Here is a 20644-nt window from a genome sequence, read left to right on the forward strand (position 1 = left end):
GCTAAAGCGCTAAACTGGCGCTTTAGCGCAACAACGTACCTAATTCGCTTGTATGCTGCTAAACAGAGTTTGCCAACTTACTGCACTGGCGGGGGTTTCTGTTTCTTTCACTTCAAAGGTGAGGTAACAAGCTTTTGGTTCTTCTAACGCCTGTACGCAAAGTTCGGCGATATCTTCCCGACTTACTTTACCTCGAATGTTGTCGCCTTGTTCAAAAACTAAAGTTTTGCCTCCTGCTTCTTCAGTTAACGCACAAGGTCTGATAATTGTGTAAGCAATTCCACTTTCTCTGACGCTATCTTCTCCCCGCAATTTCCAAGTTAAAATTCCCCCTAACGCATCATTCATTCTCACCGCTGGGGGTTCTTCTTCTAAGTTAATTCCCGGACGACCTGGACGAGTTACACCAGCAGAACTTACCAAGATAAACTGAGGTAAACTTGCACCATTATAGGCTTTAATTGTTTCGATTTGCAAAGCAAAACCGCCTGGGGTAAAGTTGGGATTGAGTGCGCCATCATATTCAAATTTGCTCAACATTAATTGGCCAGAACGAATTTGACTAGCATCAATCTTTTCGCCATCGGGTACAGTTTTGGCGCGGAAAACCGGAACTAAATCAGCAAAAGGAATGCGAATATCCATCCAAGTATTTGCTATTGTGTCGAAGGAATAGCTATAACCAATTCCATCCCATTTGGTGTCGGTACGCAGGAAGAATTTATAACGTTTGCCATCACCTTTAACGCGCAACTCAACACCTTCGTAAGCAGATAAATCTAAAGGTGTCTCAAAATTACGAGTCCGAATTGAAGCGAAACCTCCCGAATTAGCAGTGGAAACATTACCAGCAAATAAAGCAGTATTATCTACTAATTGGATATTGCTGGCGCTAACTCCACCCATCACTACATCATCGATCGCACCCCAAACATTTTTGATATCCTCGTTAGCATTACGAAAATCAAAAATCATTTTTTCGTCAGGTTTCCCTAAATATTTCGCTGCTGCTTGCACCAAGTTTTTCACACCTTGGTATTCTACAACTTCGGGAGAATCTACTACTTGTGGCATATAAAATTTCACGCCTTGATAGTACTTTTCCCGGTTAGGAGTGTCACCTTCCACAGGTTGCACTCGCGCACCTGTGCAACAAATTACCGCTGTAATATTTTGGAAAACTTGCTCAGTTAAAGTTTCCGGTTTGGTAATATCACCTGCGATTAATTCTAGGTTATTACCCAACATTTCTCTTGCTTTTTCCACATTTCGCACCAAGGCGCGTGTTGAATATCCGCGTTCCAAAAGTCGTTTTACTACGCGCTTTCCCACACCGCCAGTTGCACCAGCTACTAGAATTACTCCCACTCTTTTTCCTCCTTTAAATTCAGTTGGTTTTTCCTTGAAATTCCCCGAAAATATCCTCTGAATACAGTTAACAAAGGGAATTACCTCAAAGAAAGTGAGAGTTTGGAAAAATCTGCCAAATTCCCAAGGTACGCGATTATTGTCCGCCATAATGTATCCTTGTTACTTAGTACGATCGCCCACCTTTATTTTAATAACTTGAGTTGCCAGTTACATAAAAATGAGTACGTTGTTGCGCTTTAGCGCTCTTATTACCATTAATATAAGAGTGCTAAAGCACAACAACCTACCTAAATCATGATGTCTTCCCAACCCCAACTATTAACCGATCCATTTTTGCAACTTCCTACAGAGAACTCGATTCGAGTAGTTTGGTTTACAGAATTTCCCGGTTCTCGCCACACCGTTACCTTTGGTGAGAACTTGGACAAAAATGTTAGCGCCAACACAATTAAACTAAGTCGCACCCGCGAAGATCAAAAGTCAAAATTTGGCAAACAAACCGAAGAAAATCAAGTTTACCAACAACCAGTTGTGCGGAATATATGGCGACATGAAGCAGAAATCACTAATTTAATTCCGGGGAAACGAGTTCCTTATCGAGTAAAGAGTGAAAGAGAAGATGGTCAAATTGTAAGTAGTGAAATTTTTACTCTTGCAGCTAAACCTTTACCAGGAACACCTTTAAAAATCTTGCTGACTTCCGATCATCAATTAATGCCAATGACTGCTGCTAATCTGGAAAAAGTAACCGAAACAATTGGCAAAGTTGATGCTGTTTTCTTTGCGGGGGATTTGGTGAATGTACCCGATCGCGCTTCCGAATGGTTCGACGATAACCGAGGGAATGCTTTCTTCCCTTGTTTGCAAGGAAAAGCTAACTCTAAATTAGAAAAAAATGGTACATCTACTATTTACAAAGGCGGCGAAATTATTCAACACACACCGCTATTTCCCGCAATTGGAAATCACGAAGTTATGGGTAGATTTTCCCTAGAAAGCAGCTTAAGCGAACAAATATATGACGCTTTTCCTCGTGAACTCGCTAAACAAGTTTATCAGGATAAAGCTGATATTCCCCAACAACTCTGGTTAAAAGATTACTCTTTTAATACCGATACTTACCAAGAAATTTTCACTTTACCTAATGCTAGTTCTGGCGGAGAAAAGTATTATGCAATTACTATTGGTGATGTGCGTTTAGTAGTTTTGTTTGCTGCTTGTGCTTGGCGCAGTCCTAGTTTGGCTAGTACTATTAAAGGGAAGTATCGAGAGTGCGATCGCGATTTAAACAACCCGGAAAATTGGGGATACGGACAACATATTTTTGAGCCAATTCATAAAGATAGCATTCAATATAAATGGTTAGAAAAAGAATTAAATAGTCCCGAATTTCAACAAGCAAAATACAAAGTAGTAATGCTACATCATCCACCCCATTCTTTAGGCGATAATGTGGTTCCTCCTTTTACTTATCCAGTACAAATAATTGAACGAAATGGCGATGGTACAATTAAATCCATTCACTATCAATATCCCAAAGAAAAAGATTACTTAATTCGGGATATTGAACCATTACTCAACGCCGCAAAAGTACAATTGGTATTATTTGGACATTCCCATTTATGGAATCGTTTCATTAATTATAGTGGCGTTAATTTTCTTGAAACTTCCAACGTTGGTAACTCTTACGGTGCAGCTTTAGGCGATAATAAACGACCTGTACCGATTAACAATTCTGAAAATTATACTGCAACTGGCGACCCCAACGGATTAGATCCAATTATCCCAACAATTGCCCCTTTAGTTAATGAAAATAATCAACCATTGCCATATATTGCGAGTAATGATATCACTGTATTTAGTATTTTAGATACTGGCAATGGTACAGTCAGCAGTTATCGCTTTGATACCAGAGAACCAAACTCTCAAGTAATTAAATTTGATGAATTTTCTTTGAATTAAGTAGGGTGCGTCAGAGTAATAAAATTGATGGCGATCGCGAAAATTCTGCGTTCTGACGCACCCTACAAAACTACTCAAGTAATTAAATTTGATGAATTCTCTTTGAATTAAGTAGGATGCGTCAGAGTAATAAAATTGATGACGATCGCGAAAATCCTCAATTCTGATACACCCTACAAAACTGATTTATGAGTTGGATTTGGAATGTTTTCGCCTTCCCTTAATCACCTTTTCTGCTACCCAAAAAGCACCCACAGAACACAATACACTTGCAACTAAAGCAATTACAAAGGGGTGCGGGGGAAGGAAAATTCGATCGCGACTCGGTAAACTCCAAGGTTGCGTAATTAAACCAGATGTAGAAGCTACGATCGCACCTGCTGCAATTCCCACACCTACCGCTTGAATCAAATCTTGCAAGTCTTGGTTAGCCTCTGCTTGGTCAATTTCTACTATTCCCCGAATTGAGGCGATCGCTTGTTCTATTAAATCGGTTCCATGTTCAAAATAGCCTAAGTCTGCTTTGATTTGGCGACTGAAGAGCGACCCGGTTTCTTGACCGAAATACTTAAAAATCGATAGTTCTTCCTTATCGATTTCAATTGTACCACAAATTTCTTCAATTTTTTCATTATAATTGTAAATATTTATCTCAATTGTATTACCGAAATCTTCCATTTTTCGGAGTAAGCGAGTGTAGGATAGAGACTCTCTGGCGAGGGTTTTTAATTGGGTTTTGAAATCGTCGAGATAAGTATAATTAGTATTAGATGTATTGAGTTTTTGTTGAATGCGATCGAGATTTTCTTCAATTTCACTGTAAGCTTGGTTTAACGCTGTATAAATCAAGCGACTATCTTGAAAAGCCTTAACAATTTTAGTGCGATACAGGAATAAACTAATGAGTTCCTGTTGATACTTATCATATTGTCGATCTGCCATTTCATCGCGGAATAACCAGACAAGAACTTGGGAGTCTTGTTTGGGGTTTCCATATTCAAAAATAGCACTATCAAACAACTCACCAGCGCGGTAAAATGGGGGTGTTTTGTCTCCGAGTAAAGTTTGACAACATTGATTAGCTAAGTTGCGGAGATATTCTCGATCGCGTTGTTTAGTTTTGTTGGTTAACCAGGCGGTAATTAGCAGAGTTTGTCCTAATATTTTATCAGATTTAGGCAGAAGTAAGATATGATTGGGATTGAATTTTTTGAGTTCTTCAACCGATACATCTTCAGCATTTTCATCCTTATCAGAATAGCCGATATTGAGCCATATTGCATAACAATCTTGGATTTTTTGTGATTGAACAAACCCTTCTATTTGGGAATCTTTAGTGCTAGGGAAATTCAGGCTATCGTCTTTAAGTAAATAAGTGCGATTATCGCTATTTGAATTATCTGAAAAAATTAAATTATCAGTAATATTTTTATCTTTAAAAAAGCAATTAATTATTTTATCCGCTGCTTGCCAAAGAGGATTTTTAGATCCTTCTGCGCCATCAGTCAGGGAATAAGCAAAGAGGTAAACATTAGGGGCAAAAATGTTATTTACTTGAGCATCCATAAAAATAAACTATTACTAAAAGTGGGTGATGCTTATACTTGGATTAAAGGTTTTTCAGATATTTTCTATCCCTTCCCAAATTTGGGAAACAGGGATAGTTTTTCCAGTCATAGCTTCTTGCCACGCTTGGCGAAAATCTTGTATAATTTCTGCCTTAGCATAAAGCAATGATTGTCTAATATCTTCCGGTTCCAGATAGGGATAGTCTGCGATAATTTCTGCGGTTGTTTTACCATTAGCTACTAAATTAAACACCAAAGATACCGGAACTCTCATACCTCGAATACAGGCTTTACCTGTCATTATTTTGGGGTAAAATGTGATTCTGTCTAGATGTTGCAACATGAAATAATCTCCTAATTTTAATTTCCTTATTCATCCCAATATCCCAATAAATTAATCAATTTGCCCTTCTTCAATTTGGTTGTGTAGGGACACGGCATAATTAACCCTATTTTCTATTCCAAAATATCTCAGATGCCGTGTCCCTACTTATGTGTCTTCTGTTCTGATTGTTTGATTTTTTCCCGCAAAGCTTTAGAGATTTCAGGATAGCGATTTTCGAGAACATTCTCTAAACTTGTATCTTCACTTTTTCTCGGTTTGGGTTTGCGGCTAGCATCGCGCACGGTATCTCGAATTATAGGATGGTTTTTACACCAGTTTTGAATTAGTTTAGCAATATCTTCATTAGATTTATCTATTGATGAACTAATCGACTGATTCAGATTATCTAAATCTGCCTCGACATCTGGTGCTAGAAACAAATCTGGGTGAATTTCCCAAACTTGTAAAAAAGCGGCAATTATTTCATCTGATTTCATCATATTTTTAATTTCCTTGAAGGTACGTTGTTGGGCTTCAGCCCCTCTTACTGTCCAACGGCGCAAAAACCTGCCCAATAATAGGGCTTTTCAAAGGGAATTTCAGTAGGGTTATACCATCCTTCCAAATCACTGCACATAGCCTCGCGCCGTTCCTCATTAATCAACTGACAGCCCTTAATCCACTCTAACAACTCTGCAACTGTTCTAGATCGCATCCACTCTTGGGTTTGTTTCAGCGCCAAAGCTGCTGGGGGTTGACTTTTTCCCAGTAGAATTTCATAAAAGCGAATCATAAAAATTGCTGTCGAGACATCATTCACCGCCCATAAGGTGCCCAAGACATTGCGCGAACCTGCAAAGAAAAACCCTGCCAGAATGCTGATATATTCATCACTGGTAGTGCTAATGTCGGTAATTCCCGTTTCGCAGGCGGAGAGGGCAACTAGGCGACAGTTCCGCAAGCGCAGGTTGAAGATTTCTGGTAAAGTGAGACATTCATCGGGGTTAAATTCACCTCTGCGAGAACGAATCACGGGGATGCCTTTTTCGGTGGCGGCGGTTTGGGAGAGTTTGGCATCGGCGAGAATGAGTCCTGAAATGCGAGGATTGGCGAAATTGAAATAGCCGTGACAGGAGAAATGGGCGAAAGTGGTTTCTTTTAAGTCTGTGACGTTTTGGTTAAATAAGGTTTTACTCGCAGCTTCTCCTTTTAATACCGTAGCGGGGTTGAAGGCGGTTTGAATCGCTTCTACTTCGATGTCGGTGTAGGCTAAGTCGGCTGTGGGGTTTTGGATGGCGAAGAGAGATCCCCCCCCTGCCCCCCCTTGATAAGGGGGGGAGAAAGATGCCTCCTCTTGGTTAGGGGTGGTATTTTCGGATAGGGATAACTGCAAAATCTGACTGCTGGGGGCATAGCGAATGCCTTGGGGGAATCTGTCGCTGAGATATTCGGTTTGGGAAAGGGGTAAGGCGTGGAGGGGGAATAAATGTAGGAAGCGATAGGGGATTAAGATTAACTGCTGATACTGGGAGGGTATTTGGGAAATTAGGTGATTTAGTTCCAGTATTTCGGCTAACCGTTGCAGGTATGAGGGTAATTCTTGTCGCCAGTGGGTCTTATCTTCCGGGAAATAATCATTTAAATACTCATTCGTCAACTGTTCTAAGGCAGCTAAGGCACTGCTATCGGTAGAGACAACGATAGGATGTTCGCCTTGGTGGGTGACGATGAAGGCGTGGATGCCCTTAGAGGTAAAGTACCACTCCACAATTGCGGTCTGTTCGTCCACCAATTTCTGAATCTTCTCGTAACCGATGGGGTCTACTTTTTGCCCGAAGCGAAATTTTGGGTCGTGGGGGGTGATTTCGGTTTCGATTAAGCTGTCAATTTGTTGGCGTAACTCGGTGAGGGTACGGGAAATTTCGGCGGCGACGGTTTCCCGTTTGGGGGAAGAAATCTCAATACTGCGGGTGTCGTCGTTGTTGAAACTCTCGCCGAAGGAGAAGTCGCTACTGTCGCGTCTTTGCTGGAGGTTCCACCATTTTTGATATAAATCGTCGTAGCGTTCCCAGATTTCGGAGGAAACATCTTTCGGTTTGAGGCGGGTAGCGGCAAGGAGTTCGACTAAGTTTCTGGCTTTGCTGCGTTCGGCATATTCCAGGGCGGCGGCGTACTTGTTCAATTCTAGGCAGACTTCGACCATATTGCGATAGAGTCCCAGTCCATTCCATTTTTCCGCTAATTTCTGTTTGTCTGTCTCGCCACCTTCAATGATGCCACTACGAATCTCTTCTATAGTCTCAATTGCTGCTGCAAAGGTATCGTAGGCATTTTGTAATTCGGAAGTGAGGCGATAGACGGGACCTAAATTAAACAAGGTTTGTAGATGGTTTTGAGGAAAAGCTTCACGAGTATAGACTTGTAACGCCTCTTTTAAACAGGCAATAGCAGTTTTCCTATTTAGCCCCCAGTCCCCTCGGATGCGGATAGAGTAGGCACTCCCTAAGCCCATTTGAGTTCTTGCCCAGTCTTCAGGAAAAGCATTACGAGTATAAACTTGTAATGCTGCTTTATAGCAAGTGATCGTTTTCTCTATATTTTCTGCTCTGTCTCCCAAGATGCGATCGACGTAGGCAGTCGCCAGATTATCTTGGGCTTCTGCCCATCCTTCAGGAAAGGTTTCAAGTTTACGAACTGTTAATGCTGCTTCGTAAAACTTGATCGCCTTTTCCACATTCTCTGCTGGCTCTCCCAAGATGCGATTGCGGTAAGCAGTCCCCAGATTCATTTGAATCCCTGCCCAATTTTCAGGAAACGCTGTACGAGTACGAACTGTTAATGCTGCTTCGTAGAACTTAATCGCCTTTTCCACATTCTCAGCCCGTTCTTCTCGGATGCGATCTAAGTAGGTATTCCCCAGGCCAATTTGTGCCATTGCCCAATTTTCAGGAAACGCTTCGGGAGTATAGACTTCTAACGCGGCTTTGAAAGCAGCAATTGCCTGCTCCAGATTCTCCCCCCGCTCCTCAAGGATGCGTTTGTAATAGGTATTCCCCAGACCAATTTGTACCGCAGCCCAATCCTGTGGATAGGTAGCGGGGGTGAGAACTTCTAATGCTTCTTGGTAGTAGGCGATCGCTTTTTCCAGATTTTTTGCTCTCTCTCCCTGGATGCGATACACATAAACAGTTCCCAAACAATGTTTCGCCGTCGCCCACTCTTGGGGATAAACTGTGCGAGTGAATACTGACAGAATAACTTCGTATCCGACAATGGCAATCTCTAAATTACTCCACCGTTTGCCCAATGGAAATTGCCGAATTATGTTACTGAAATTTGTTATATCTACAGCAATAGCATACGCCTGAATCTTGTCTACGGTGGGGAGAGTCCGACTCGCCCACTGGCGCAAGACTTCAGCAAGGCTGAATGTGAGTTTGTCTTGATTCGCTTTCAGCAGAGGGTAGACTTGTGGGGCGTTACCCTTGCTGTTATCAGTAGTTTTCAGCACCTGCATCAAGAATTGGAGACTAGCATCAGCATCTGGGGGCGCAGTGTAGGGAGAATCGATGAAGTTTTCCGAGACGAAATGGGCAATATCTCTTAAGAAATTGGCTTTTTCCAGATTTTGCATCCGTTGTGCTACCACATCCAAGAAAATGACAAATCCGGTATCCAGCGATTCGCGGTGTTGGTTGAGAATTTGGTTTTCCTCGCCACTGGGACAGGTGAGGAGTTGTTGAATTAAATTGAGATAGGCTTGAATGCGTTCTTCGTTCATTGCAGGATCTTAGAAACCAGGCTTTTTAGTTAAATCTCAGCCGTAATACCTTAATTATGGCAGAACCCAATTTCTGTTTTTATCAATGAAAACAATTAATTAGGGCTTGCTGAATAAGTCTATTGGTGGGGGTAGGGACACGGCATCATTAATATTTGCAACTCTTACGTTATCTCTTTCATGCCGTGTCCCTACAATTTCCTGAAAAAAGGTAAGGATTTTGCGCCAAAAGGTCTGGAAAACTTGCACTTGTTTATGCAAAAAAGGCGCTTTCACCATTGCCTATCTTACTTTTTACTTTTATTCAGCAAGCCTTAATTACTGTTAATTACTGTAGGGGCGAAGCATTTGGGCGACAATTTATGAAACCCACCAAAAATCTTGCTGTCCAAATGCTTCGCCCTGCCCCACAGATCACTTTTGGGCGATAATATGTGCTACCCAGCCAAAATCTTGCTGTCCAAATGCTAATGCCTACGGTACGCTACGCGAACGCCCTGCCTTGATGAAAGATTGTAGATACAATGCGGAAGGACTGTTTTGGTGGAAGATTGTAGATATAGGTTATCGGTGGGGCAGGGCGAAGCATTCGGATTGTTAGATATAGGTTGGGTTTTATAAATTGTCGCCCGAATGCTTCGCCCCTACGAAATTAATTCTCTTTTCTCAGCCTCTTTTTTACTCAAGGAAAATACCGATAGAATTCCTTACGGTGCAGAACTCGCATAAGTTCTATCCCGTCTTCATTGACCTCAAAACCAATCCGATAATCACCAACTCGGATACGATATCGGTTCGATGTTCCAGCTAAGGCTTTAACATTTGGTAACTCTTGAATAGATGTCGCTTCTGGCAAAGTTGTAAAGACTAATTCATAAATATACGAATAAATTTCTTGTTTTCTCAGCTTCTTCAAATCCCTCAAGAATAGGGTTCTATACTCAATATTCAATCCTCCGCTTCCGCTAAAAATTCAAGAGCTTGTTCCCGACTGAGCAAAGGAGTTTCTTTCGCCTCATTCATAGCTTTATTAAGGCAATAATCTTCAATACTTTCAGTTATTGTTTCGATGGATTGACTATCTTTCGGTAGAATTTTCCTCCATAAATCAATGGGAATCACTACCGCCGTTTGGTTGCCATGAGAATCAGTGATATATCTAACTTCTGAGTCATTCATTAATTTTTAAATCTCCTTTCCTTTGCGGTAGGAATACCTTAATTATGGCATAAACCCAGTTTCTTAGTTAGTCGCCAGTTTCACCAGCTGCCGCCAATACCTCTATATATAAAGAATCGCTCACCCGAAAGCTAGCTTGTTCAATCAAATTATCGATTATGGGTCGAATTTCTCTCACTAATCCCCGGCGTTTAGCTACTAGCAAAATCCCTAATAAACCCGTAATAGATAGTCCCAAACGGACAGCTTGCCTACGTCCTAATCGTTCATCAATTAACAATTCTTCTGCATTAAGTTCCAAGGCTAGAGCAATAGCTTCTGATTCTCCCCGATCTAAATTGTATTCTGTTTGTAGGGTTTCCACCAGTTGGTAATCGCTTGGCTGATAAACTTCAATCCAATCTAAGGATAAAGCATCTATAATCCGCAAATCATCCTCACCCCCTCGCCTCAGTTCATCTGCAACCGCAGGAGGAATTAACACCCGTTCATAAAGTTGTTGCAATAATGAAAGATAACCCACTATTGCTAATCCATTGATGGGAGATGTATCGCTGACAATAATCATAGCCATCCTTTGGCTTTTAAGTGCTGGATATCTTCTTGCAATTCATCCACATCATAATGAATGTTAATCCCGCGTTCTGCTATCAATTTCTGAAAGCTAATTTGAGATCTATTCAGCAATTCTGCTGCTTTTCCTAAAGTTATTTTTTCTTGCTGAAATAACATCAAAATTACTTCTATTAGCAATTTGTCTTCAGATAATCCACTTGCTTTTACGATGTCATCAGAAATAATTAAACTCATCCGATCGCCTCCAATTTTAATGATTCAAAACCCGCAGATTTATAAATAGAATAGTCTCCATTATAGCAGAATCTAGTTGATAAGTTAAATATTGCGTTCTAATCTTTTGACTAAAAACAAACTTAAACCGTAGAGGGTAATACTTTCGCCAAACATTTCTAAAAATTCCTCAATGGTGATTTTTAAAGTAGATAAAATCAAAGCTAACGAGTTACCACTTTCCGCCATTTGCGTCAATTTAACTTGCAAAAACAAGTAATAGATAAAATCTAAAAATACTCCGCCAGCAAATGAAAGGACGACTCCTAATACTGTAATAAATGTTCCTTTAGGATAAGCTTTCCAAAGTGCAATTAAGTCCCGATAACCAAGCAAGATAATTATAATTCCTGCTGGTACATAAATAAATATCCAAGCGCCACCTCCACCGGGAAATCGAGGCATCCAATCTAAAGAATTGAGGAATTTTGGTAATTCGGAAGAGTGAAATTTAAACAGTTTTTCGATGAATAAATCAAGAAATCCTGCGCCAACTGCTAAGAGGAACCAACGGGAAGGAAGGGGTGCAGAACGCTTTTTTCGGAAAGCTGCAATTACTAAACAAATTCCAATTAGAAGCAGTTGAATTGCAGAATAGATTACAGGGATTGACCATTGGCGATCGAAATCAAAAACCCCTAAAGCTTTGCCTGTAGTTACAGCACTGATAAAATAGATTAGTGCGAGGATGATGTCGATCGCAATTAAGACTAACAGGATTATTTTACTGTAGCGTTTAATAGTGGTGGGTTGGAATACCATTGGAACTGTTAAGTAGGTTTACAAAGAATCTCAAAGGCAGGCAGGAAAAAATTTCAAAGGCAGGCAGGATGCCTACCCTACAAGATATCAAATTACAGCGATCGCATTAGCCGTAATCAAACTAGCAGTAACACCAATCAAAGATGCTAAAATTTCATTAGTTGCGGTAATGCGAATTAAGGTGTCTTGTCCTTGTTGTGCGATCGTCAATTGGGTGAAACTAAGACCACCAGTTAACCATAATAAATCTTTCCCAATGGTGAAATCTTTGATAATATCAAATCCTGAATTTGATCTTAATTCAAAAATGTCATTTCCTTCACCACCACAGAGAGTATCATTACCAAGGTCTCCAAAAATAGTATCATCTCCTGCACAACCGCACAGGAAATCATTATTTTGTCCGCCTCTAACTAAGTCATTTCCTTCGCCGCCGCAGACTGTATCATTGCCTTGATTTCCATTAAGAGTATCATCCCCTCCACTACCAATTAAAATGTCATTTCCTAGCATTCCAAACATATTATCATTGCCAAGATCGCCGCAGAGAGTATCGTTATCTAAATCACCGTAAATTACATCATTATTCTTACCACCTCTGAGAAAATCATTGCCTTTTCCTCCATGAATAGTATCATTTCCTCGGTTGCCATTAATTACATCTGCATCCTGATTCCCATTGATGAAATCATCACCAGAACTACCGAAGATTGTATCATTACCAACACCAGCTAAAATATAATTCTCATTGTCGTCGCCTAAGATGAAATCATCGGGAGGATTGGGGTTAAAAGTAGTGCCATTGTAGCTACGATTTACCATCTCTTCTATTTGGTAACAGCTACATTTTTCCGGTTCTGGAGGTGGTAATACTACTGTGTCATTATCAGCTATTGTCACCGTAGCCGAATTGTTAGCAGACAAATTATAATCAGTAGTATCAACTAAATTGATAATTACTGTTTCGTTTCCTTCTGTTAAACTATCATCAACTGGTGTAATTGTCACATCAACAAAAGACTGACCAGCCGCAATTGTAGCAACACCAGTTAAACTAGGACTGTAATCATTTGAAGTAGCTTGTCCGGTAACTGTATAAGAGACATTCAAAGCACCAACTGAACCGCCACCACTGCGACTAATGCGGAAAGTTCCCTCATCACTACCAGCTTCTGAAGCATTAGGATCGATCGCCTGAATGCTGATATTTGGCGTTGCTAAATTTACACCTAGTACGATCGGATCGTGGTCAGAAGAACGATAGGCATCCGCATTGTAAAAATCCGCAGGTTTTGCAGGGCCATTATTAGGTAAATTCTCTTCATTATAATCGATTAAAGGACTTTCATCGGCATTAATATGCCACTCTGTTGCACCAGTTACTTGCGAAGTTAAACTGTTGCTAGATAAAGCATGATCGAGATATCCTGCTTGACCTTGGAAAACGTAGGAGTAAGAATTTGTGCCAACAAATTTTTCGATTAAATTGGTGTAACCCTGATTTTTAATAGCAGTAATTGGGTCTTCTTTAGCATAAGAATTCAAATCTCCTATAATCAAAAAATCAGAATCACCACTATTAGTTGGATCGGTTGCTAACCAAGCGGTTAATTCATTAGCAGCTTGAGTTCTTGCTAAATTCCAAGCACCTTGTCCGTCGCCTTGATCAGCATTACGATCGCCTGCTACAGGTGCGCTACCTTTTGATTTAAAATGGTTAACTACGGTGGTAAATTTGCCCCCACTTGTAATGTCTTGAAATGTCTGTGCTAAAGCTGGACGATGGAGACTATTTGCACCTTGATTGAAAGCACCAAAAGATAAAATTGCCGCATTACCCACAGGCGAAACTTTCGCAGAATTGTAAATTAAACCAACAGTTATTTCATCTCCACCAAGTTGGGAAAAACCGGGGTTTATGAAAGCATAATTAACACCAGCAGGTTTATTTGGAGAACTATTTAAACCATTGATTAAATCTTGAATGGCGCTATTTGTTCCATAACCATCATTCTCTAATTCCATCACTCCGATAATATCAGAATTCATCTTCAGAATGGCATCAATTGTTTTGTGGCGCTGACGGGTAAATTCTGCCGATGTAGTTGCGCCTCTGGAAGTCGGGAAAGTTGAACCGTTGAAGTAATTTAGCAGATTGAAAGAAGCAACTTTGATATTTCCGCCAACATTTTCCGGTGTGGTTGTTCGGGTATTTCCGATAAAATTTGGTGTGATAGTAGGATGTATCCGGTAGTTGTTGAAATCATAACTCAACACACCTTCAATGTTAGTGGTATTTTGTCCAGTTCGGATGGTATTTGCAGTATTAAAACCGTAGGCAAATGGAGTTTGGTAAGCACCATTTCTCCCGTCATCAATGATAATTTTATTGAGTTCATTTGCTGCTTGTTGGGAGTTTGCCGCAGTACCAGGACTTACTATATTAGTTGGTTGAAACAACCGTCCGTTAGATAAGGTAATTTCGCCAAATCTGACTAAATTAAAAGTATCGCTAACAGTAAGAGTTTGCGGGAATTTCACCCGCATTCCTTCAAATTGTTCGACAAAAGTGTTACTAGCGAAAGGTAAGTTGACAGTCGCGGGGGTTATTTGCGCCAAAGAACCACCAGTTTGAATTTGAATAGCAGCAGCATTGGTGGGAGTAATTTGAGTTTGTCCAAAAGTTTCGGAAACTACACCTGTAACCCTAACTTTTTGACCTTCGCTAACATCAACTAAGCTGGTACCAGCAAAGACAAAAATCCCTTCGGAAGTTAAAGAGTTGCCATCTTCATCGGCAGTTTCTTCTTGTAAGAAAAATCCTCCTAAACCTCCCGTTGCAGTGGGAGTTTGAAAATCACCAACAACGATACCTTCAATAGTTTGAACAGTATTATTTAAAGGACTATTTGCGCCGTTTCCTTGGATTTGGTTAATTTTAGTTGGTGCAGTAATGCCGTTAACGGTAGTCGTAATAGCAGCTGCGTTATTATCGCTTTCATTGCTTTCAATAATACTATTATTTGGATCGACAATGGCGCTTCCGCTGGTGAGAACACCTGCATTATTAGGAGTAACTTGTAAAGTTAAAGTTGCATTACCACCAGCGTTGATGCTACCACCAGTAAATTTAGCAACTCCGCCTATTGTTCCTGTGTATGTGAAACTGTTAGAAACTCCAGGATTTCCTACTACTGAAAGTCCGGTTGGTAAAGTGAAATTTACATCGATACCCGAAGCGTTACCTGTTCCATTATTGTTAACTGTAAGAGTGTAGGTGAGGTTGTTACCAACTGTTACTGGATCTGGGGAATCTGATAAACTAATGGTGAGGTTGGGTTGTGGTGCTGCATTCACATTAGTCGAAACACCAACAGCGTTATTATCGCTTTCATTGCTTTCAGTAATACTATTATTTGGATCGACAATGGCGCTTCCGCTGGTGAGATTACCTGCATTATTAGGAGTAACTTGTAAAGTTAAAGTCGCATTACCACCAGCATTGATACTCCCACCAGTAAATTTAGCAACTCCCCCTATTGTTCCTGTGTATGTGAAACTGTTAGAAACCCCAGGAGTTCCTACTACTGAAAGTCCGGTTGGTAAAGTGAAATTTACATCGATACCCGAAGCGTTACCTGTTCCATTATTGTTAACTGTAAGAGTGTAGGTGAGGTTGTTACCAACTGTCACTGGATCTGGGGAATCTGATAAACTAATGGTGAGGTCGGGTTGAATACCTGGGTTAACTGTTGCGATCGCAGTATTGATAGAATTATCTGTTTCGTTACTTTCATTAATCGTACTATTAGGATCGGCAACCAAAGTACCGCTACCCAAACTTCCCGCTACTGTCGGAGTAACGTTAACTAAAATTTGAGCAAAGTTTCCTGCATTGACGCTACCACCATTAAAAGTGAGGAGGTTTCCTGTTACTATTGGTACTGAAAAACCGCCTCCTAAAATGTTGGCAGAATTGTAAGTGACATTCGCCGGAAGCGTAAACTGCAAGGTTACTCCACTGGCGTTAGCACCTCCATTATTTTTCACGTCCAATGTATAGTTGAAAGGAACACCTGCCGTTATTGGTCCTGGGGTGGAAGTGCCGACGTTGAGGTTAGGTAAACCGGGGTTAACTGTGGTGGAAACGGCAGCAGCAATGTTGTTGTTTTCGTTGCTTTCGGTAATAGTATTAGTTGGATCGATAACTGCTGTACCACTGGTGAGAATACCTGCATTGTAGGGAACTACTTCTACTGTTAATGTGGCATTGCTACCTGCATTAATGCTGCCATTTGTGAAAGAAATTTTGCTGCTATTGGGAGGTGGAATTTGTGCTTGAAAACCGCTACTTTGAGGAATGCTGATAATGTCTATGCCTGTGGGAAGATTGAAATCAACATTTACACCTGTGGCGTTAACATTACCATTGTTACTGACAGTAATAGTATAGGTAAGAATGTTGCCAGTTCCAGCTGTTACTGGATCGGGAGAAGCGGATAAATTGATGGTAAGATCTGGTTGTGTTACTGTATTAACGGTAAAAGATGATTGCCAATTCGATAAGTTAGTTATGCTTGAACTAGCTGTCCAATTTGTTGGATTTGAGATGGCAGACAGCAATTGTGCCTTAGTTCCAGAAGTAGTGGAACCACTATAGTAACCATTAGAATTAAGGATAGCTACTGTAGAAGTTCCGGTGACTAGAGTGCCGTTATTTGTAGCAGTTGGTTCAGCTGATGTGGTAGAATTTATTGCGTTAGGACTCCAACCTGTAATTCCAGAACTTAGTGCATAAATTAATGTTGGACTCGCTAATGTTCCGGTATAGATGGTGATTGAATCACCATTAATATTGAAGGCAAAACCGGAAGGACTGTTAGAATTAAATCCTGGTGAATTATTACTACTTCCTTTCGTCCAAGTCAGAACTGTACCCGCAGAGATGTTTGATGGTGCTGTGTAGGTAAGAATTCCTTCTGTAGTTGTGAAGCTACCATTAGATTGCCAACCATTATCTGTGACGTTAAAAGTTGTACCCGTCGTAATATCTACAAGTAAAATAAACCCGATGCTATCGGTATTAGTGGTATTAAAACCAATAATTGCAATATCCCCAGGAGTCAAAGTTGTAGGCATGACAATTTCCTTAAGTTGTAGTAGATGACACCAAATCAAAACAAACTAAAAGTAAAAAGTTAGTAATTTGCGAGTTAATTTATTTGCCGATCGCACTTAATCCAAACAGAAAATTTAACCTAGAGTTAAGGCGATTCTTGATTTTAATTTGTTGGCAAATGCACGCAAAAATATTGCAAACTAGCTAGTCTAAATTTGCGAATGAGCAAGAAATGTAAAATATCAAAATGCTATGGGTCAAAGTAAGACTCAACTTACTTAATCTCTTGTCATATTTACTCTGTTTAATTTTGCGTGTAGCCATCCTAAATAATGGGTAAACACTTGATTTTTTTTATGAACCGCAGAGGCGCAGAGGACGCAGAGAGAAGAGAAGGAGGAGTTCATAACTAAAACAGGATTGCTATATACGAAAATTAACATTAAAAAGTAGATAGAACCAACTGTGTATTTACGGAATTCAATTTAAGATTAGATAAAAATCCTTAATCAAAATATCTACATCAGGACTTCTGCAACTACCATATTAATCAAGCCTGTAGAAGCAGCTATTCTTCTTTTACAATGTATTTACATATTGTAAAGTTATATTGCAAATATTTAAAAAAATATTGCAAAATGTGCCGAAACCTAATCCAAACTTTAATGTAGAAATTTATAGCAATATTACGAGGATCATATCATGGCGAATGAGATACAGAAGTATCGGATGGTTTGCACTCTTACCTTTGGCGATATTTACGGTCAAATCGTAGTTTGGTTAATTGTAATTTTCCTTTCTTTAGCCTCTGCTTTGGCATTATGGAGTACTAGTCGCCAAATTTACGCTTTAGCTGCTGTTGGGCTAATTGTAGTTCTTTCTCTTCCCTTCTTACTTTTTGCTTTCGTCACGACTCTATTAAACCACATTGAATTCAAACCAATTGATGCACAAGAAAGTACACGCACCAGTCCAGTAAATTTACCTAAAGCAAAACCTGCTGAAGCTACTTGATAAAAGTGACTAGACATCTCCAAAAAACCTTGTAGAGACGTTATATATAACGTCTCTACAAGGTTTTCTGGATGTCTAATGACAATCTATAAAGAAATTCCCTGCATTCTGCGGGGAATTTTTTTTGTGAGTAACCATAGATAAAGTGGAAATCTGAATTTAAAACTGAGAATGTTAGAACACGATGTCATTATTATTGGTGGGGGATTAGCTGGGTGTCGCGCCGCTGTGGAAATCGCCCGGACCGATCCAAAATTAAATGTAGCTGTCATCGCTAAAACTCACCCCATTCGTTCTCACTCTGTCGCCGCCCAAGGGGGTATCGCCGCCACTCTAAACAATGTAGACTTGGAAGATACTTGGAAAGCTCATGCTTTTGATACTGTCAAAGGTTCCGATTATTTAGCAGACCAAGATGCGGTAGAACTTCTCACCCGTGAAGCGCCAGATGTTCTGATTGACTTGGAACACATGGGCGTGTTATTCTCGCGGTTGCCTGATGGTCGCATCGCCCAACGTGCTTTCGGCGGACATTCCCATCGTCGCACCTGTTACGCTGCTGATAAAACAGGTCATGCAATTTTACATGAATTAGTTAATAACCTCCGTCGCTACGGCGTTCACATCTATGACGAATGGTATGTGATGCGGCTAATTTTGGAGGAAGGACAAGCGAAAGGCGTTGTCATGTACCGCATTCGGGATGGCGAGATGCAAGTTGTCCGAGCTAAAGCTATTATGTTTGCTACTGGTGGTTATGGTCGGGCTTTTAATACTACTTCTAATGACTATGCCTCGACGGGTGATGGTTTGGCAATGTCTGCTTTGGCGGGTGTTCCTTTGGAAGATATGGAGTTTGTCCAGTTTCACCCGACTGGTTTGTATCCGGTAGGTGTGTTAATTTCGGAAGCAGTGAGAGGCGAAGGTGCTTATTTAATTAATTGTAATGGCGATCGCTTCATGTCAACCTACGCCCCTAGCAGAATGGAACTCGCTCCTCGTGATATTACCTCAAGAGCGATCGGTTTGGAAATCCGTGCCCTTAGAGGTATCCATCCTGATGGTAGCTGCGGAGGGCCTTTTATCTTCTTGGATTTGCGCCACATGGGAAGGGAAAAAATCATGAGTCGCATTCCCTTCGCTTGGGAAGAAGCACATCGACTTTTAGGAATTGATGCCGTAGAAAAACCGATGCCTGTGCGTCCTACTGCACACTATTCAATGGGCGGAATTCCAGTTAATACTGATGGTCAAGTTCGCAGTAGTGCTGATAGTTTGGTAGAAGGTTTCTTTGCTGCGGGTGAAGCTGCTTGTGTTTCCGTTCATGGTGCGAATCGTTTGGGAAGTAACTCGTTGTTGGAATGTGTTGTATATGGCAGAAGAACTGGTGCTGCGATCGCACAATATGTCCAAAATCGGAAACTCCCCGAACTCGATGAAACATTATATTTAGCCCAAGCACAAACCCAAATTCAATCTCTTTTTGAGCAAAAAGGAGAAATCCGAATCGGCAAGTTGCGCCAAACTTTCCAAGATTGCATGACTCAATATTGTGGTGTATTTCGCACTTCCGAATTAATGCAAGAAGGATTAAACCAATTGCAACAGTTAAAAGCACAATACGACAATATTTATCTGGATGACAAAGGGAAACTTTGGAATACAGAAATTCTGGAAGCGATCGAACTTCGTAGCTTGATGATTGTGGGAGAATTAATTTTATCATCTGCCTTAAACCGTCAAGAAAGTCGCGGTGCCCATTATCGAGAAGATTTCCCCGATCGAGATGATAGCAACTTCCTTAAACATACCTTAGCTTACTATTCTCCCGCTGGAGTTGAGATCCAGTATAAACCTGTAAGTATCACCATGTTTGAACCCCAAGAAAGGAAGTATTAACTTTCTAAGTACGTTGTTGCGCTGAGAGCGCCCCTAGTGCTAAAGCACAACAACGTACCTTTTTCAAAGAAACAAGAGAAAAATCAAAACCCACCCTCCCAATATCGAATTTGAAAATAACTATTATTATCGCAACGTCTCAAGGAATCAGAATCAAGGAATTCTCCTTAAAAAGCCTAATCATCCAAGCTATTAACCCACCCGATAACGTCAAAATTCCAGCGAGGGACTAACTCTATGCAAACCCAACCTGCTATCAATGAACATCTCTCTCCTGAATTAGCACAAATCTTTCTGGAAGGATTACCTGAAAAGATTCGTAACAAACTGGAAATGCGGGCTAAAACAATGAATTATCCGGTTTGGGCAGTAATTGAAATGGCTATAGCAGGTTATCTTGATGAAGAAGCTTTATCTTTTACTGATTGTAAGCCTAAGATCGATTAGCGATCGCATTTGGGAATTGATGTAGATGCTTACGCTGAAGTCAACCGCCCCACCCACGAGGGGATGGGGCTTGTAACTAACCAGAGAAACTGGTTGAAACATAAGGGTTATTGACTGAACCCTGCTCCTGAGTCCCTTGGGTAGAGGAGAGAAAATAATCATCTCGAATATTTCTAGCAGCATTCAAATCGGCATGAGTTTTATGTCCACAATTTTTGCAGTGGAATCTAGACTTATGCCGATTTGTCTTTTTAATATGCTTACAAATATTGCACTTTTGGGAAGTATAACTAGGAGCGACATGAACCACTCTTTTCCCTAGCGCAATAGATTTGTAAGTCAAAAATTGTTCCTGCTGATAGAAAGGC

General features: G+C 40.6%; 16 protein-coding genes. 4 read left to right on the top strand and 12 right to left on the bottom strand.

Annotation, left to right across the window (positions count from 1 at the left end; translation table 11 throughout):
* Positions 1-39: 39 nt before the first annotated feature.
* Positions 40-1518 (bottom strand): CIA30 family protein, encoded by a 1479-nt coding sequence (locus ACE1CC_RS03920; RefSeq protein ID WP_413269163.1) that lies wholly within the window; start codon positions 1516-1518, stop codon positions 40-42.
* A 150-nt stretch (positions 1519-1668) separates the two neighbouring features.
* Between ACE1CC_RS03920 and ACE1CC_RS03925 the strand changes: the two genes are divergently transcribed.
* On the top strand, positions 1669-3333 hold the full coding sequence (locus ACE1CC_RS03925) for a metallophosphoesterase (protein WP_459563796.1): 1665 nt from the start codon (positions 1669-1671) through the stop codon (positions 3331-3333).
* A gap of 186 nt (positions 3334-3519) precedes the next feature.
* Here ACE1CC_RS03925 and ACE1CC_RS03930 read toward each other — a convergent pair whose 3' ends face one another.
* The 10 genes from ACE1CC_RS03930 to ACE1CC_RS03975 form a co-directional block, all read right to left on the bottom strand.
* Entirely contained in the window at positions 3520-4899 is a 1380-nt protein-coding gene (locus ACE1CC_RS03930) for a hypothetical protein (protein WP_413269165.1), read from the bottom strand.
* A 54-nt stretch (positions 4900-4953) separates the two neighbouring features.
* A complete protein-coding gene (locus ACE1CC_RS03935; protein WP_413269166.1) occupies positions 4954-5244 on the bottom strand; it encodes a DUF433 domain-containing protein in 291 nt (96 codons plus the stop codon).
* A 143-nt stretch (positions 5245-5387) separates the two neighbouring features.
* Positions 5388-5726 (bottom strand): hypothetical protein, encoded by a 339-nt coding sequence (locus ACE1CC_RS03940; RefSeq protein WP_413269167.1) that lies wholly within the window; start codon positions 5724-5726, stop codon positions 5388-5390.
* Positions 5727-5770: 44 nt separating this feature from the next.
* Positions 5771-9007: a CHAT domain-containing protein gene (locus ACE1CC_RS03945; RefSeq protein ID WP_413269168.1), complete on the bottom strand. Its 3237-nt coding sequence runs from the start codon at positions 9005-9007 to the stop codon at positions 5771-5773.
* Positions 9008-9689: 682 nt separating this feature from the next.
* Complete coding sequence (locus tag ACE1CC_RS03950; protein WP_413269169.1) at positions 9690-9959, bottom strand: type II toxin-antitoxin system RelE family toxin; 270 nt, start codon at positions 9957-9959, stop codon at positions 9690-9692.
* A complete protein-coding gene (locus ACE1CC_RS03955) occupies positions 9956-10186 on the bottom strand; it encodes a hypothetical protein (RefSeq protein WP_413269170.1) in 231 nt (76 codons plus the stop codon). Before ACE1CC_RS03955 ends, ACE1CC_RS03950 begins: the two co-directional genes overlap by 4 nt.
* Positions 10187-10253: 67 nt before the next feature.
* Positions 10254-10754, bottom strand: a complete 501-nt coding sequence (locus ACE1CC_RS03960; protein WP_413269171.1) for a DUF3368 domain-containing protein — start codon at positions 10752-10754, stop codon at positions 10254-10256.
* Positions 10751-10996 carry a UPF0175 family protein gene (locus ACE1CC_RS03965; RefSeq protein WP_413269172.1) on the bottom strand — a complete coding sequence of 82 codons (246 nt, stop codon included), beginning with the start codon at positions 10994-10996 and terminating at the stop codon, positions 10751-10753. Before ACE1CC_RS03965 ends, ACE1CC_RS03960 begins: the two co-directional genes overlap by 4 nt.
* Positions 10997-11080: 84 nt before the next feature.
* Positions 11081-11797 (bottom strand): hypothetical protein, encoded by a 717-nt coding sequence (locus ACE1CC_RS03970; protein WP_413269173.1) that lies wholly within the window; start codon positions 11795-11797, stop codon positions 11081-11083.
* 87 nt (positions 11798-11884) lie between these two features.
* Positions 11885-16936 (bottom strand): ExeM/NucH family extracellular endonuclease, encoded by a 5052-nt coding sequence (locus ACE1CC_RS03975; RefSeq protein WP_413269174.1) that lies wholly within the window; start codon positions 16934-16936, stop codon positions 11885-11887.
* Between the two features lie 682 nt (positions 16937-17618).
* Between ACE1CC_RS03975 and ACE1CC_RS03980 the strand changes: the two genes are divergently transcribed.
* The 3 genes from ACE1CC_RS03980 to ACE1CC_RS03990 all read left to right on the top strand — a co-directional run bounded on the left by ACE1CC_RS03980 (position 17619) and on the right by ACE1CC_RS03990 (position 20276).
* Positions 17619-17930: a hypothetical protein gene (locus ACE1CC_RS03980; RefSeq protein ID WP_413269175.1), complete on the top strand. Its 312-nt coding sequence runs from the start codon at positions 17619-17621 to the stop codon at positions 17928-17930.
* A gap of 171 nt (positions 17931-18101) precedes the next feature.
* Positions 18102-19829: a succinate dehydrogenase/fumarate reductase flavoprotein subunit gene (locus ACE1CC_RS03985; RefSeq protein ID WP_413269176.1), complete on the top strand. Its 1728-nt coding sequence runs from the start codon at positions 18102-18104 to the stop codon at positions 19827-19829.
* A 237-nt stretch (positions 19830-20066) separates the two neighbouring features.
* On the top strand, positions 20067-20276 hold the full coding sequence (locus tag ACE1CC_RS03990; protein WP_413269177.1) for a hypothetical protein: 210 nt from the start codon (positions 20067-20069) through the stop codon (positions 20274-20276).
* Positions 20277-20352: 76 nt separating this feature from the next.
* On the opposite strand, the gene ACE1CC_RS03995 is transcribed toward ACE1CC_RS03990, so the two are convergent.
* Positions 20353-20644 (bottom strand): transposase (locus tag ACE1CC_RS03995; protein WP_413269178.1); only part of this gene is annotated, 292 nt, incomplete at its 5' end.

It is taken from the genome of Floridaenema aerugineum BLCC-F46, from assembly GCF_041929345.1.
GTDB classification, from domain to species: Bacteria; Cyanobacteriota; Cyanobacteriia; order Cyanobacteriales; family Aerosakkonemataceae; genus Floridanema; species Floridanema aerugineum.

What these genes read in the sequence shown, in the direction of transcription:
- ACE1CC_RS03920 (WP_413269163.1), bottom strand. Translation starts at nt 1,518, where the DNA reads ATGGCGGACAATAATCGCGTACCTTGGGAATTTGGCAGATTTTTCCAA.
- ACE1CC_RS03925 (WP_459563796.1), top strand. Translation starts at nt 1,669, where the DNA reads ATGTCTTCCCAACCCCAACTATTAACCGATCCATTTTTGCAACTTCCT.
- ACE1CC_RS03930 (WP_413269165.1), bottom strand. Translation starts at nt 4,899, where the DNA reads ATGGATGCTCAAGTAAATAACATTTTTGCCCCTAATGTTTACCTCTTT.
- ACE1CC_RS03935 (WP_413269166.1), bottom strand. Translation starts at nt 5,244, where the DNA reads ATGTTGCAACATCTAGACAGAATCACATTTTACCCCAAAATAATGACA.
- ACE1CC_RS03940 (WP_413269167.1), bottom strand. Translation starts at nt 5,726, where the DNA reads ATGATGAAATCAGATGAAATAATTGCCGCTTTTTTACAAGTTTGGGAA.
- ACE1CC_RS03945 (WP_413269168.1), bottom strand. Translation starts at nt 9,007, where the DNA reads ATGAACGAAGAACGCATTCAAGCCTATCTCAATTTAATTCAACAACTC.
- ACE1CC_RS03955 (WP_413269170.1), bottom strand. Translation starts at nt 10,186, where the DNA reads ATGAATGACTCAGAAGTTAGATATATCACTGATTCTCATGGCAACCAA.
- ACE1CC_RS03960 (WP_413269171.1), bottom strand. Translation starts at nt 10,754, where the DNA reads ATGATTATTGTCAGCGATACATCTCCCATCAATGGATTAGCAATAGTG.
- ACE1CC_RS03965 (WP_413269172.1), bottom strand. Translation starts at nt 10,996, where the DNA reads ATGAGTTTAATTATTTCTGATGACATCGTAAAAGCAAGTGGATTATCT.
- ACE1CC_RS03970 (WP_413269173.1), bottom strand. Translation starts at nt 11,797, where the DNA reads ATGGTATTCCAACCCACCACTATTAAACGCTACAGTAAAATAATCCTG.
- ACE1CC_RS03975 (WP_413269174.1), bottom strand. Translation starts at nt 16,936, where the DNA reads ATGCCTACAACTTTGACTCCTGGGGATATTGCAATTATTGGTTTTAAT.
- ACE1CC_RS03980 (WP_413269175.1), top strand. Translation starts at nt 17,619, where the DNA reads ATGGCGAATGAGATACAGAAGTATCGGATGGTTTGCACTCTTACCTTT.
- ACE1CC_RS03985 (WP_413269176.1), top strand. Translation starts at nt 18,102, where the DNA reads ATGTTAGAACACGATGTCATTATTATTGGTGGGGGATTAGCTGGGTGT.
- ACE1CC_RS03990 (WP_413269177.1), top strand. Translation starts at nt 20,067, where the DNA reads ATGCAAACCCAACCTGCTATCAATGAACATCTCTCTCCTGAATTAGCA.